The organism is Sinorhizobium sp. GQ132 (genome assembly GCF_059758575.1).
The window spans coordinates 287,983-302,239 of record NZ_JCAXDX010000007.1; the positions used below are offsets into that span (position 1 = coordinate 287,983).

Annotated in this window: 12 protein-coding genes; 6 read left to right on the forward strand and 6 right to left on the reverse strand. The window is 61.7% G+C overall.

Features of this window, described 5'->3' with window-relative positions; genetic code table 11:
- Positions 1 to 2: 2 nt before the first annotated feature.
- The gene (locus AC6CIG_RS19705; protein WP_498323591.1) at positions 3 to 2,438 is read right to left on the reverse strand and encodes a penicillin-binding protein 1A; all 2,436 of its coding nucleotides are present in this window, start codon (positions 2,436 to 2,438) and stop codon (positions 3 to 5) included.
- 310 nt (positions 2,439 to 2,748) lie between these two features.
- On the opposite strand from AC6CIG_RS19705, the gene AC6CIG_RS19710 reads away from it, so the two are divergent.
- Positions 2,749 to 3,633 carry a LysR family transcriptional regulator gene (locus AC6CIG_RS19710; protein ID WP_498323593.1) on the forward strand — a complete coding sequence of 295 codons (885 nt, stop codon included), beginning with the start codon at positions 2,749 to 2,751 and terminating at the stop codon, positions 3,631 to 3,633.
- Between the two features lie 46 nt (positions 3,634 to 3,679).
- Here AC6CIG_RS19710 and AC6CIG_RS19715 read toward each other — a convergent pair whose 3' ends face one another.
- Both AC6CIG_RS19715 and AC6CIG_RS19720 read right to left on the reverse strand, forming a co-directional pair.
- Positions 3,680 to 4,816 carry an NADH:flavin oxidoreductase gene (locus AC6CIG_RS19715; RefSeq protein WP_498323594.1) on the reverse strand — a complete coding sequence of 379 codons (1,137 nt, stop codon included), beginning with the start codon at positions 4,814 to 4,816 and terminating at the stop codon, positions 3,680 to 3,682.
- A gap of 1 nt (position 4,817) precedes the next feature.
- Positions 4,818 to 5,210 carry a RidA family protein gene (locus AC6CIG_RS19720; RefSeq protein ID WP_018096585.1) on the reverse strand — a complete coding sequence of 131 codons (393 nt, stop codon included), beginning with the start codon at positions 5,208 to 5,210 and terminating at the stop codon, positions 4,818 to 4,820.
- A gap of 126 nt (positions 5,211 to 5,336) precedes the next feature.
- Here AC6CIG_RS19720 and AC6CIG_RS19725 point away from each other — a divergent pair, with 126 nt between their 5' ends.
- Positions 5,337 to 6,302, forward strand: a complete 966-nt coding sequence (locus tag AC6CIG_RS19725; protein ID WP_498323596.1) for a LysR substrate-binding domain-containing protein — start codon at positions 5,337 to 5,339, stop codon at positions 6,300 to 6,302.
- 19 nt (positions 6,303 to 6,321) lie between these two features.
- Here AC6CIG_RS19725 and AC6CIG_RS19730 read toward each other — a convergent pair whose 3' ends face one another.
- The gene (locus tag AC6CIG_RS19730; protein WP_498323597.1) at positions 6,322 to 7,626 is read right to left on the reverse strand and encodes a PQQ-dependent sugar dehydrogenase; all 1,305 of its coding nucleotides are present in this window, start codon (positions 7,624 to 7,626) and stop codon (positions 6,322 to 6,324) included.
- 248 nt (positions 7,627 to 7,874) lie between these two features.
- Between AC6CIG_RS19730 and AC6CIG_RS19735 the strand changes: the two genes are divergently transcribed.
- Positions 7,875 to 8,987 carry a flavodoxin family protein gene (locus AC6CIG_RS19735; protein ID WP_498323598.1) on the forward strand — a complete coding sequence of 371 codons (1,113 nt, stop codon included), beginning with the start codon at positions 7,875 to 7,877 and terminating at the stop codon, positions 8,985 to 8,987.
- Positions 8,988 to 9,065: 78 nt separating this feature from the next.
- Positions 9,066 to 9,434, forward strand: a complete 369-nt coding sequence (locus tag AC6CIG_RS19740) for a PRC-barrel domain-containing protein (protein WP_018096592.1) — start codon at positions 9,066 to 9,068, stop codon at positions 9,432 to 9,434.
- An 860-nt stretch (positions 9,435 to 10,294) separates the two neighbouring features.
- On the opposite strand, the gene AC6CIG_RS19745 is transcribed toward AC6CIG_RS19740, so the two are convergent.
- On the reverse strand, positions 10,295 to 11,533 hold the full coding sequence (locus tag AC6CIG_RS19745) for a bifunctional alpha/beta hydrolase/OsmC family protein (RefSeq protein WP_498323600.1): 1,239 nt from the start codon (positions 11,531 to 11,533) through the stop codon (positions 10,295 to 10,297).
- A 165-nt stretch (positions 11,534 to 11,698) separates the two neighbouring features.
- On the opposite strand from AC6CIG_RS19745, the gene AC6CIG_RS19750 reads away from it, so the two are divergent.
- Both AC6CIG_RS19750 and AC6CIG_RS19755 read left to right on the forward strand, forming a co-directional pair.
- Positions 11,699 to 12,112 (forward strand): hypothetical protein, encoded by a 414-nt coding sequence (locus tag AC6CIG_RS19750; RefSeq protein WP_498323601.1) that lies wholly within the window; start codon positions 11,699 to 11,701, stop codon positions 12,110 to 12,112.
- Positions 12,113 to 12,379: 267 nt separating this feature from the next.
- Positions 12,380 to 12,853, forward strand: coding sequence for a MarR family winged helix-turn-helix transcriptional regulator (locus tag AC6CIG_RS19755; protein WP_498323603.1), 474 nt, complete (start codon positions 12,380 to 12,382; stop codon positions 12,851 to 12,853).
- 195 nt (positions 12,854 to 13,048) lie between these two features.
- Here AC6CIG_RS19755 and AC6CIG_RS19760 read toward each other — a convergent pair whose 3' ends face one another.
- The gene (locus AC6CIG_RS19760) at positions 13,049 to 14,098 is read right to left on the reverse strand and encodes a PRC-barrel domain-containing protein (RefSeq protein ID WP_498323604.1); all 1,050 of its coding nucleotides are present in this window, start codon (positions 14,096 to 14,098) and stop codon (positions 13,049 to 13,051) included.
- Between the last annotated feature and the right edge of the window lie 159 nt (positions 14,099 to 14,257).

The following is a 14,257-nucleotide window of genomic DNA, read 5'->3' on the forward strand; positions in this document are numbered from 1 at the left end:
GCTCAATAGAGGCCTTGGGGGGCTGTCAGAAGCTGCTCGCGCAACGCGGCAGGGAATTCGGCTCCCTCCGCGCCGAACCCGTCTATGACGGGACATTCCGTCGAGCACGGCCCGGTTCCCGGTTTGAAGACCTCGACAGCCGAACCGGGGTCTCCTGAAGCGGCCCGCCTGCCCGTGCGGCGGTTCACGCTCGCGAAGGTCAAGCCTTGCGGAACGGGAAAGTCCACGCCAGGTTTGCCGCGCATTGCCACCTTCATGAAGTCGATGAAGATCGGGGCCGCGAGTCCGCCGCCCGTTTCGCCGTAGCCCATCGGTTTCGGTGCGTCGTATCCCATGAAGACGCCGGTCACCAGCGTCGGGGTGTAGCCGACGAACCAGACATCCTTCTCGTCGTTCGTGGTCCCGGTCTTGCCGGCGACCGCTGCGCCGAGCTGCGCCACCCGGTGCGCCGTTCCACGCTCGACCACGCCGCGCAGCATCGATGTCACCTGGTAGGCCGTCATTGGGTCGAGCACCTGCTTGCGGGTGTCGCGAAGCACCGGCTCTTCCTGATGCTGCCAGCTTGCGGCGTTGCATCGATCGCAGCCGCGATCGTCGTGACGGAAGATCGTACGACCGTGACGATCCTGGATGCGGTCGATCATCGAGGGCTTGACGGCGTGTCCGCCATTGGCGAGGACCGCATAGGCCGATACGAGCCGCGTCAGCGTGGTTTCGCCGGCTCCGAGCGACATCGGCAAGTAGGGGGCGAGCTTGTCGTAGAGGCCGAAGGCGCGGCCGTATTCGGCAACGACGTCCATGCCCAGATGCCGGGCGAGGCGCACCGTCATCAGGTTGCGGCTTTTCTCAAGGCCGGTGCGCAGAGTGGAAGGACCGCCGAATTTGCCGTCGTAGTTCTTCGGCTTCCAAAGACGGCCCGCCCCGTCCGGCATCGAAAAGGGTGCGTCCATGACCAGCGTCGCCGGCGTGTAGCCGGTATCCAGGGCGGCGGCGTAAACGAAGGGCTTGAAGGCCGAGCCGGGCTGGCGCAAAGCCTGCGTCGCGCGATTGAAGCGTGACTGTGCAAAGGAGAAACCGCCAATGCTCGCCAGCACGCGACCCGTATTCGGGTCCATCGACACGATCGCGCCCTGCACTTCGGGTATTTGTCGCAGGAGGTAACCGTCTTCCGCCTTCTCGACATGAACAACGTCCCCCGGCGAGAGGACCTTGTCGATGGAGTCGACCTGCCTGATCCTGCCTCCGGCAGAAAGCTTCAGCGCCCACCGCATGGTACTGCTGCCGATAAAGCCCGTTTCGGGGCCGGACGGCGAGTGCTCGGGACCGGGCTTTGCACTGCGAAGTCCGATGCGTATACCCGCATCGGAACAGGAGAGCACTACGGCGATCCGCCACTCCTTCACATCCGTCAAAGTCTTCTGTTCAGCCAAGGCGGCCGTCCAGTCGGAGACATCGATATGTGCGACCGGCCCCCGAAATCCCCGCGCCTGGTCGTACTCGACGAGGCCGGCCCGAAGCGCCTTCAGCGCAGCCGCCTGAAGGGTCGGGTCAAGCGTCGTGCGCACCGAAAGCCCGGCATTATAGAGAGCCGCCTCGCCATATTGCCCGGCGACTTCCCGGCGCACTTCCTCGGCGAAATAGTTTGCCTCCGCCATCAAGGGGGTTTCGGCCCGAGGCTTAACGCCGAGAGGTCTCGCCATCATGCTGCTTGCCTCCGCGGCGCTGACGAAGCCGTTGCGCTGCATCTGGCCGATCACCCAGTTGCGCCGGCTGACCGCGCGTTCGGGATGCCGGTGCGGGTTGTAGTTGTTGGGTCCCTTCGGCAGAGCAGCGAGATACGCTGCCTCGGCAACGGTCAATTCGCTGACGGACTTGTCGAAATAGGTCAGCGCACCGGCGGCGATGCCGTAGGCCCCGAGCCCCAGGTAGATGTCGTTCAGATAGAGTTCGAGAATTCTGTCTTTGCTGAGCGAGTGCTCTATGCGGATCGAAAGCACCGCCTCCTTGATCTTGCGTTCAAGGGTGCGATCCGAAGAAAGCAGAAAGTTCTTGGCAAGTTGCTGGGTGATCGTCGAGGCTCCGATCATCCGTTGGCCGGAGCCCAGATTCACGGCATTGGACCAGGCGGCCTTGACGATGCTCACGACATCGATTCCGGAATGGGCATAGAAGCTCTTGTCTTCCGCCGCGAGAAAGGCCGCCTTCACGCGCTGCGGGATCGCGGCGATAGGCAGATACAGACGCCTTTCCTTGGCGTATTCGGCAATCGGCGTTCCGTCATACGCGTAAAACCGCGTCATGAGCGCCGGCTCCCATTCCGCAAGCTTGCGGTGATCCGGCAGGTCCTTCGCGATTCCCGACAGATAAACGGCGCCCGTGCCGAAGATAGCCAGCAACGCAGCCGAGGCGATGCCGAATATATGACCGATGACCTTCATGCCGATATCAGTGGCTCCGACCAGACAAAAACTTGACACAAGAATAGATGCCGCCCGTGGCGGATGCCGCGACGGTCGTGATTGAATGCCTGGAGCGGGATGAGGAAAGTGTGTGCGGCTTTCCGCCCGGGTCCCGCTCTAACCTGTTGGAATCGATCACGTTCGTGATCTTTGGCCTGCTCGCCCAAAAATCGTCGTGATCTAATATTGCCTTGAACTGCGGGGAGAATGGCAGAAGCGATAGCACTCGACAAACGAGCAATCTTGCGGGTAGGCATGAATCAAACTTGGTCTAAACGAAGCTGATTCCATGGAACTCCCAAAACTGCCCCTCAATGCATTGCGTGCCTTCGAGGCATCGGCGCGCCACTGCAGCTTTACCCGTGCCGGACTGGAGCTACGGGTTTCGCAGACCGCGATCAGCCATCAAGTGAAGTCGCTCGAGGATCTGCTTGGCGTCAAGTTGTTCCGGCGGCTGCCGAGGGGCCTCGCCCTTACCGATGAGGGGTCGGCGCTTGCGCCGGTGATGAGCGACGTGTTCAAGCGCATGTGTGCGACCCTAAGCCGTTTCGAGGAAGGAAATTTCCAGGAAGTCGTGACCGTCGGCGTCGTCGGCACCTTTGCGATCGGGTGGCTGATGCAACGGTTGCGGGATTTTCATGATGCACATCCGAACCTGGACCTGCGCATCCTGAGCAATAACAACCGCGTCGATCTGGCCGGCGACGGCCTCGACTTCGCAATCCGGTTCGGGGACGGGTCATGGCATGGCACGGACGCAATGCATCTGTCGGTCGCACCGCTATCGCCGGTCTGCTCGCCTCGGATTGCTGCTCGGCTCAAGGAACCGGTCGACCTCGCCGGAATCGAGCTGTTGCGTTCGTACCGATCCGATGAGTGGGCCCAATGGTTCCGGGCAGCGGGCGCCCAGCCTCCCATCCTGCGCGGCATGGTTTTCGATACCTCTCTGGCGCTGGCAGAGGCGGCCGCCCGGGGCTCAGGCGCAGCCCTCCTGCCGATCACCATGTTCGAGCATTATATCGAGAGCGGACGGCTGGTGCAGCCTTTCGACATCACGGTGGCAGCGGGTGACTATTGGCTGACATGGCTGAAGTCACGCCAGTTCACCAGGGGCATGACCGCGTTCAAGTCGTGGCTGAAGCAACAATTGTCCAACCCTGCCGGCATGCCATAGGCGGCAGGTTAGCTGCCGGGGCATGCCCGCCCCGGCATACCTGGCTTCAGGCTGGTCGCCGCGCCCTCATGTCAAGGGCGAGTTCGCTGTCCTTGATTTCGCTGGTCGGCGCGAGCATCGAAAGTTCGAACGGCCGCAATGCGCTGCCTTCGGCCATGCGATGCGGCCAATCGGGATTGACGAGCGCGCCGCGTCCGAGCGCGATCATGTCCGCTCCGGCTTCCACCACCTGCTCAGCGCGCGCAAGATCGTGCAGGCTGCCATTGGCGATGAGAAACAGACGCGGAGCGTGACGGCGGGCAAGCGACACGAGAGAGATGTCGCCGCCTTCGAAGGCCGGTTGCCAGGCTTCGAACTCCGTCACGTGAGCGAAATCGGCCGGGCTCGCAGCCAGTGCCTCGAACACTCTCGCCGCCCCCTTTTCCCGCTCCGTCCACTTATGCCGGAAGTCGTTGACCTTCCCCTGGGAGAGGCGCAGGCCGAGTGGCACGGATTGGCCGATGGTCGCGCGCACGGCCTTCAGCACTTCCAGGGACAGGCCCAGGCGAGCGACGATGTCGCCGCCCCAACGATCCTTGCGATGGTTGGTGTAGTCGGTGAAGAACTGATCCAGGAGATAGCCGTTGGCGCCGTGGATCTCGATGCCGTCGAAACCGGCCACCTCGATCGCCAGGCGCGCGGCACCGGCGAAGCCCTCTATCGCGGCGGCGATCTCTGCTTCGCTGATCTCGCGCGGCATGGCATAGGGGCCGTCGCCGCGGTAGCCGGTCATCTGGCTGCCTTTCGGGCGGATGGCCGAGGGACCGACTGTACCGGAACGGTGAGGATTTGCTTGAGACAGCGCGCCGCCATGCATGAGTTGCGCGAAGATCCTGCCGCCGGCCGCATGGACCGCATCGACGACGCGGCGCCAGGCGTCCGCCTGTTCCCGGTCGGTCAGGCCGGGCTGGCCCGAATAGGTCTGCGCATAGACCTTGTCTGTGTAGATGCCTTCTGTCGTCACCAGGCTGAAGCCGCCGCGTGCGAAGCGCTGATAGTAGTGCACCATGCGTTCGCCCGGCACACCGGCGGACGAGGCGCTGATGCGTGTCATCGGAGCGACCGACAGGCGGTTGGCGAAATCGAGACCTTTGAAGCTGGTACCGGTGAAGACCGGTGAGGGGATGATCGCCGGCGCGTTCATGTCAGCGGCTCCCGTCGAGCGCGATGGCCTCGATCTCGATCAGCGCCTTTGGCGAATAGAGCGAGGACACCTCGATGATGCTGTCGGCGGGATAGGGCGCGGAAAACCACCTGCGGCGCAGTTCTACGATCTTTGCGAAATTTTCCATGGAGCGCAGGAAAATCGTAACCTTGACGACCTTGTCGAGCCCGGAACCGGAGGCCTTCAGGGCGCGATCGAGATTGCCGAAAGCCTGCTCGGCCTGGCGGTCGAAGTCGCCCTCGCCGACGATCTCGCCATCGTCGCCGATCGCCGCCTGACCCGAAACGAAGACGAAGCCATTGGCCTTGATTGCCTGCGAAAGCAGGAACGGAGCATAGGGATCCGGCTTCGTGACGACCTGTTCGAGAAACATGTGGTGTCCTTTCATGCTTGAGTTTTGCTCAGCTAGGCACTGTCGCCTTGCTCGTCGAGGGCAATATGTTGGTACATTCGCGCATTGACAAAGGAGCATTTCTCAGTCGATAGATGAGTTGAAATCATGCGTGGGGAAGTGATGAGAAAGCTGCCGTCGCTTGGCGCATTGCGGGTCTTCGAGGCTGCTGCCCGCCGGCTGAGCTTTAAGGACGCATCCGAGGAACTCAACGTTTCGGCGACCGCCGTCAGCCACCAGATCCGCCAGTTGGAGGAGACGCTGAACGTCAAGCTCTTCGAGCGCGCAACGCGACAGGTGCATCTGACCGCCGCGGGAAAGACGCTGTATCCGGTGCTGCGCGACGGCCTGGACCGCTTCGAACAGGCGATCGCAGACGTGCGCCGCCAGCAGGCGGGACAGGTGGCGCGGCTCACGTCCACCGTCGCCTTCGTCGCGAAGCGGCTGGCGCCGCTCGCAGGCTCGTTTCGCGAGGCGTATCCGGATTGGACGTTGCGGCTCGACGCCTCCAACCTGGCCGTCGATCTGGAGGCGGATGCCGATGCCGCCATCCGTTTCGGCGGCGGCAACTATCCGGGGCTTGTCACGGAGCCGCTGTTTGCGGATCGCTTCGCGCCGGTCTGCGCGCCGCGCCTGGTTCGAACCAGCGCTGCCGATCTCCGGCATGCGACGCTCATCCATTTCGATTGGGGTCCGGCACGGCGCGACGATCCGCGCGCGCCCGTGTGGCGGCAATGGCTGGCACGGGCCGGCGTCGCCGACATCGACGCGAGCGCGGGAATTTCATTCACCGACGAAATCCACGCGGTCCAGGCCGTGGTGGCCGGGCAGGGGATCGGGTTACTGAGCCTCACCCTGGTCGCGGAAGAGCTCGCCTCCGGCATCCTCGTCCAGCCATTCGAACTGTCGCTCGAAGGCGACCGCTGCGATCTCGTCTACAGCCCGCGCATGGCCGACCGGCCCGCGACGCGCGTGCTGCGCGACTGGGTAATGGCGCAATTCGGCGATACGGAGTATCGACTCGGCCAGCGGTCACTTACCCAGCCTCGCCAACATGATCGATCCCCGACATAAATGCGCACCCGTTGGTCGCTCACGCCGCCTCGCCCGTCACCCGCCAGATCACGTCGCCGACATCGTCCGCCACCAGCAAGGAGCCGTCCGGGCCGAGGCTGACTCCGACCGGCCGTCCATAGGACGCCCGCTCGTCGGGCGAAAGGAAGCCGGTCAGAATGTCGCGCGGGGGGCCGGCGGGGCGTCCGTTTGCGAACGGTATGAAGACAACCTTGTAGCCGCTCAGCGAGCTGCGGTTCCAGGAACCATGCTGACCGATAACCATCCCATCCGGAAAGCCGGGCAGAGTGCCTGCGGGAAGCCAGCAAAGACCGAGCGATGCAGTGTGTCCGCCCAGGGCATAGTCCGGCGTCAAAGCGGTTGCGACCAAGGCCGGATCCTGCGGCACCCGGTGGTCCACGATCTGCCCCCAGTAGCAATAGGGCCATCCATAAAAACCACCGTCGCGAACGGATGTCAGATAGTCGGGAGGCGTCTCGTCGCCCAGCCCGTCGCGTTCATTGACGACCGTCCAGAGTGCACCTGTCGTTGGCTCCCATGCCATGCCTACCGGGTTCCGCAAACCGGAGGCAAATATGCGGCGTTCACCACTCTCGAGGTCAAGCTCGTGAATAGCCGCCCGTCCTTCCTCGGCCGCCATGCCGCGCTCGCCTATATTGCTGAGCGACCCGACGCCGATGAAGAGCTTTCGTCCATCGCGACTGGCAAGCAGGCTGCGTGTCCAGTGCCCGCCGCCCTCGAAGTCTGCCAGCTTTCGCCCTGTCGCGCGGATGCTGGTGTCGCCCCTTTCATAGGGGAACGCGACCACCCCGTCCGTGTTGCCGACATATAAGGTATCGCCCAGCAACGACATGCCGAACGGCTGATTGAGCCCGTCGAGAAATACGGTGCGTTTTTCGGCCACGCCGTCGCCGTCCGCATCGCGCAAAAGCGAGATGCGGTTCGGACTTGCGCCCACTGCAGCGGCGCGTTTCATTGTGGTGAACATGGCGTAGTCGAAGGCAGATTTGATGCCCCCGGGCTCGCTGAGCGCCTCGGCGACCAGCACGTCGCCATTCGGCAACACCTCAATCCAGCGGGGATGTTTGAGCCCGGCCGCGAATGCGTTCACCTTGAGCCCAGCCGCTGCAGTCGGCACTTGCCCATCCGTCCATCCCCTGGCCGTAGGCATTTTCAGGGTGGGAATGCCTTGCGGTTTGGCTCCCGGGATCTTTGGGACGCTACCATAGGCGGGTTCCAGAGAAGCGCCGTTCTGGCGGCGAACAAGGATTGCTGCGGCACCGATCAGTGCGACCAATCGACCAAAAACGTCTGACAGGCCCATGTGTCCTCCTAACCTTTTGCGAAAGCTAGCCGAAGCGCCCGCGGGTGGATACCCTCAAACTGCATTGTTCTGTGGCTGGGAAACGTCTCCTGTTGCCGATTGCCTGATCCGCCAGCGCTGCTATCGGGGTCGCGCGCGTCTCCTCGCACGCGTCGGAGGGCGTGCGCTGAGGGGGACCAAAGTCGGCCAATCGGAACAATCGGCGTCGTGGTCGATTACAAAGGAGCTTGCCAGCTACGTTGGATGGGATGATGGCAAAGATCCCCGGGACGCAATCTCTCCCGCCAGTGCTTGAGCCGCGAACGGGAACGCCAAGCCCCAGGCTGGCCGAGAACGAATTTCGCCGCCGCTTCCTCAGCCGTTTCCAAGACCCGGTATTCAGCGGTCTTCGATCGGAACTGGATAAGATCGCTGCGGCGGCTTGGGATGCCTATTCCAACGAGCGAAAAGCACCCAACACGCGCAAGGCCGGCACTGCATTCGAGGACCCCGATTACGACCTGTCCGTCGATTGGCTCGCAGCGCGCGACGCAATTCATGCTGCGCAAGAGCGTCACTCGGACCGTCGGGGTCCCGCGCGCATCCTGTTGATCAGCGGGTCATCGCGCAGCGAACACACTTGTCCCGGCGAAATGTCGAAATCCTATCGGCTGACGCGGATCGCGCAGGAAACGATTGATCAAACGGCGGGGGTCAAGACCAGCATACTCGAGCTGCACCGCCTTACTTCGGAATATGGGCGAACGATCCACCCGTGCAAAGCCTGCTTTTCCACCTCGCCGGCCCTCTGCCACTGGCCGTGCTCCTGCTATCCCAACTACTCGCTTGGCCAGGTCGACGACTGGATGAACGACATCTATCCGATGTGGGTAGAGGCGCACGGCATCATGATCGTCACGCCTGTGAACTGGTATCAGGTCTCGTCGCCGGTAAAGCTGATGATGGATCGGCTGGTTTGCGCGGATGGCGGCAATCCGGACCCCACCCTGACACAGGGCAAGGACGCGAAGCTCGCAAAGGCGCTTGAACTCCAAGGCTGGAACTATCCTCGGCATCTCGCCGGGCGGCTCTTCTCCGTCATCGTTCACGGGGACGTGGAGGGGGCCGAGAACGTTCGACGCAGCCTGTCCGACTGGCTGTGCTACATGCATCTCGAGCCGGCGGGGCCCTTGGCGGAGATGGATCGCTATATCGGCTACTGGAAGCCATACGCGCTCAGTCACCAGGAGCTTGATGCGGATGAGGCCGTGCAGGAAGAGGTCCGCAATGCGGCGCGAACATTAGTCGAGGCGGTGATGCTCAAACGCGCCGGCAAGCTCGTTTCGGCCGGAGGCGAGCTCCCGGCCCCACGGCAGAAATAGTCAAGCTCTGGCCCTTGCGAAGCGATCCGAGGAACAACTCATATCCAGGAGCGTTGGGCCACCACAGGAGGAATAACGATGGCCGACCCAAATTTGCATCAATCGCATGACCTCATCGCCAGCGACATGGTCGTGGGCACCACTGTCTACGACATGAACGGCAATCAGGTAGGCTCAATAGAGAGAATCATCCTGGAAAAGCGCGGTGGACGCGTCGCCTATGCCGTGATGAGCTTCGGTGGCTTTCTCGGGGTTGGACATGAACACTATCCGCTTCCCTGGGAAATGCTCGACTACAATACGGATCTCGGCGGGTTCCAGGTGAACATCACAAAGGAACAGGTCGAAGGAGCCCCGCGCTATCCCGCAGACCGGGAATATGACTGGGGGCCCGAAAGCGGCCGTAAAGTCTACGACTATTATGGCATTCCACCGTACTGGGTATGAATTCGCAAATGCTCAGCGCGCCCCGTCCGCGTTCCTCGGGGAGTGCTGTCCATTGCCGCTTCGCTGCCGGATTATGATTCGAGCGGTGTTGATCGCGGAGCGCCTTGGCGGCAAGCGCCAACAGACATGATCTATCCGCCTGAATCGGGACTACTCCGAAAGTGCGCTGCTAAGTACTCTCCCGCGCTGCTCGCGTGGCTCTCCAGGTCTCGTGTCCGTGCGCCCCCGGAGCGGCACCTCGCGCAGTTTCGGCTGCGTCATCAGCGGCTCGTTGACGGGTGAGACGGCCGGCCGCATACCCAGCTTCAAATGCTTCGCGTGTTCGTGCCATGTCACGGTTGCACCGGGCAACATGTCCCAGCCCTCGCCACCATTCTTCCCAAGCGTCCGTTACTTGCATCTGAACCTCCCTGGCGCAGCCGGGACCGCTTCGTGTGGAAGTTGAGCCGACCGGGTCGTCGGCCGCATTGCTGGCGAGGTCGTCCGAGGTGACACTATTCAGCAGCAATACACTTCGCGAGCCCGCCGTTTGCCCTTTGGAACTACGTCGCGCGCATTCCCGGCTGAGTGCCATGCAATATATATCATAGCATGATATACGCAAAGAATGTGGTGCCTTTCGGCGCACATGGCACCGTTCAGCTCGTCAAGCGTCGATTGTCATGCTTCTGTCCTATGGGCTTCTTGCAAACCTCAGCACGATTGCTCGCCTCTCGCGAACGCGGATTCAAGTTGCCTCCACGAGAGATCATTCGCACCCGGCGCGGTGGGCGTTCTGGTGTCAGACCCGGTTAGTCGACTATTCAACATCAACTGCTCAGCGTTCCCTGAAAACGGAAGGCCGATTCGGGCGAATGGAGCTAATGTGATCCTGGTTTCACGGTCGTCCTGATCTTCGCCACTGCCTCGAGCGTGCGGTGGACCGGGCACTTGTCGGCAATTTCGGCGATCTTGCCGCGAAGCTCCTCCGAGACCCCGCCATCAATGGAAATGACGCGTTCGAAACGATCGATCCTGCCGCTGCCGCTGCGTTCCGGTTCGGTGCACTCCTCGCAATCCTTTGCATGGATCTTCGCGTGCGAGACGTCGACGCCGATGCGTCCGAGCGACAGCTGCTTATGGTCGGCATAGAGGCGCAGCGTCATCGAGGTGCAGGCGCCAAGTGCAATGGACAGGAAGTCATAGGGCGATGGTCCGGAATCGAGCCCACCCACGCTCTCGGGTTCATCGGCGAACAGCCGATGACCGCCAGCCTGAATCGCGTTCTGAAACTTGCCTTCGCCCGTTTCCATCACACGCACATGTTCAATCGGTCCGGTGCCCTGCGGCGTATCGGCGGCAAGATAGCGCGTCAGCCATGACGAAATGATCCGTCCGGCAAAGGCCGCATCCTCAGGGTCGGTGAGCAGGTGATCGGCACTGTCGAGCGAAACAAAACTTCTCGGATGCCTCGCCGCGCTGAAGATCTCAGTAGCGTTCTCGATTCCGACCGTCTGGTCCAACGGCGCGTGAAGAATGAGAAGCGGTTTTCTCAGGCTCGCAACAGAGTCATTTATGCGCTGTGCACGCGCGTCTTCGACAAATTGCTTTCTGATGAGGAACCTGCGCCCGGCAAGATCAACTTCGGCCGACCCGGTCTTCTCGATCTCCTCGAGACTCGCTCCGAAGTTCTTCAAGACGTGGCCGACATCGGCCGGCGCACCGATCGTAGCAACGGCGCGGACCTCAGGAATGTCCCCGGCGACGGCCAGGACGGCGGCGCCGCCGAGCGAGTGGCCGATCAGAAGCGACGGCGCTTGATAGTGTTGGCGCAGATAGTCGGCGGCTGAGAGCAGGTCGGCAACATTGGAGGAGAAATTGGTCGAGCCGAACTCACCTTCGCTCGACCCCAAACCCGTGAAATCGAAACGCAGAACAGCGATACCTTCGCGCGCCAGCTCTGCTGCAACGCGGCGCGCTCCCGCGAGATCCTTGGAACAGGTGAAGCAATGGGCAAAAAGCGCGTAGGCGCGCAATGGCCCGTTCGGTAGATCAAGGCGCGCGGCGAGCGTCGCGCCGGAATGGCCGGAAAATTGGAGCCGTTGCGAGTTGAAAGACATGGTGACTTCTCCGCTGCAAGGAAATCATCATTCTACATCCGCAAGGCCATACGGCGAGACAGAATGGCGCCGGCCCGCTCGCCGCCTTTGAACTCGGGCCCACTTCAAGAGTTTGCTTGAACAAAAATTGTATCATGCTATGATATAAAACGGAGGAGGAGAAACATGGCTGAAACGAATGACAGCGGTTGGGCGGCGTACCGACCTTCCAAGAGTGTATGGTTCTGGTCGGTTGTCGGCTCATCGATACTGACTATGGTCGTCGGTTTCACATGGGGCGGTTGGACGACAGCAGGGCGTGCCGGAACCATGGCCGATCTCGCGGTCCGGCAGGCTCGTGCAGAGCTCATTTCAAACGTTTGCGTGCACAATTTCGTGTCCGCCCCCGACGCGGCACAAAACCTTGTGGAACTCAAGTCGAAGTCCAGTTGGGAACAAGACAATTTCATCGAGGAGGGGGGCTGGGCGGTCGTTGCTGGTCTGTCGAAGCCCGTTCCGGATGCGGCCGATACCTGTGCCGATGCGCTTGTAAGCTTGGAGGAACTTCCATCGCTCTCGGAAGTCGAGACGAGCAGCTGAACGGCGTCTTTGGACGAATATTGGCTGTGGCGGCTGGGGCGAGGGAAGGGGCAGCCTGAAATGATTTCAGGCTGCCCCTTCGTCATTTGATTTATACCTCAGCTTGCCAAAGACATGCCCTCGCAATGACAGCATTAGGCGATATAGTTCGCGAGCGCGGCACTTTGCGGTATTCGCCGTTCAGATAAGTGGGCGCGCTCGCGCCTCCTCCCTCCTGAGGTGCAACCAGTATATATCATAACGTGATTCAAACAAAGGATGTTACGAATGCCCTCCGGCGCAGGTTCTAGGTCCCGCACACAAGTCCCTGAGATTGCCGATGAGGAGGCGCTTGATCAGGGGGTGTTCGAGGGGCTGGCCGGAGTCAGGCTGGCCATGCGTCGCTTCCTCTCCTTCAGCGAGGCGGTCCTTTCCGAGGCGGGCGTGACTTCGCAACAATATCAAGCACTGCTGGTACTCAAAGTTGCTCCCCAAAGCCGAATCATGCTCCGACAGCTCGCAGAAGAGATGCTGATACAACATCACGGCGCGGTTCAGCTCGTCGACCGGCTGGTGGCGGCTGGACTGGCACTGCGGATCCCATCTGCCGACGACAAACGCCGCGTCCTTGTCGGCCTCACCGATTATGGCGAACGGGTTCTGAACTTCCTGGCCAAAAGACATCTGGGTGCGATGCTCGATAACGAGCCGTTGCTGATTGAATCTCTCTCGCGTCTCCGCGCATTGGCTCGGACCGGGTGACCCCGGTCCAGTCCGCTGGTCACGTGGCGAACTGCCCAAACTACCCCGATCCGGATCACCGACTCGGAGATGAATTCGAGGTCGGATACCACAAGGTTCTCAGAGCGGGCCCCCTTACGGAGGCGACCCGCTGTGTCGTAGTCCGATCAGTGACAAGGACCACGCTGGAGCGCCGAACCGTCGGAGGCGCATTCATCACTGGGCGGTCGAGCTGTCCGGCGCATTGTCGGTACTGGACTTTGCGGTGTGTTCTGTCGGCCCCTTGTACAGCATCCGGCTATAGTCGAAGTTCTCCAGCTTCCTGACCTCAGCGACGCCGTAACCGAGTTCGTAGCGTCCGCTACCGCTGGCCCACGCCGCAGGCCCCGCGTAGGGGAATGCGCGATAGCCGCGACCGTATATTCTTGTGTCCGCGACCACGGCCGCGAGCCGGCCATCCTTGACGAGAATGTCGCTGATATAGCCATAACGTTCAGCATTGTTCAGGAAGGCGGTGTCTCCGATGATGTCCGTGGCCTTGATCAGCTGCGGCCCGGTCGCCAGGTCCTCCTCCACGGTCGCAACTTGGCCCGCCTCCTTCTTGTGAAGCGCGCCGGGTGGTTGCGCGGCTGCCGCCGAATAGTCGTCGACAGTGTCCTCCGTTATCGGCACCGTTATGCGAGATCCGTCCTTTGAGAACTTCAGATCGTTCCAGGGAATGCTGACATGTGTGTCGCCCACCTCCCAAAGGCCGCCCACCTCGGCAATAAGCGAGAGAACTTCGCCGTCGCGGTCGAAGACGATATTCTCGACGTCGCCGATCTCTTCACCCTCGCGGCCTAGCACGACGGCGTCGTCGAAGACCTGGTCGACGCTCCACCCGGAGGTGTAAAGCGGTTGATAGCTCCAATTGGAAAGAACGACCCTTCCTGCGGCGGGGTTCGCCGTTCCGGTCTGCGGCGGCGCGTCCGCGCCACTTTGTTGTGCGGGCAGGTCTCCCGGACGAATCAAACGAGATTTGCCCACATCTGGCGCCGGCTCGACCAATTCGCTGTCGCCCACCTTTGGCGGCTTAATCACGCCATTGCAGTCATAGAGCGTTTGGCTGAGTGACTTCTGGTCGCCGTCGGGCGGAATGCGGCAGGGGTTCTCGGTGTTTTGCGCAAATGCCTGCGACAACACAGGCGTTGCTATCAGGGCTGCGAATGCGAGCAACGGGGGCGCAAAAAGTAGTCTGCTCTGTTTCATCGGATTGGTCCCTTCCATCAGCCCCGCCGGAACCGCCGCACTTCCGTAAGGGCACCCTCGAATCGGTACCGTTCTCAAGGCCAACTGTTGCCGCATGCATTGGTTCCAAGGATCGCCCAGGTAATGATGCCTGGCTGGCCACATGGCCACTCAGGCGTCTGACGCGAAGTGTTTTGG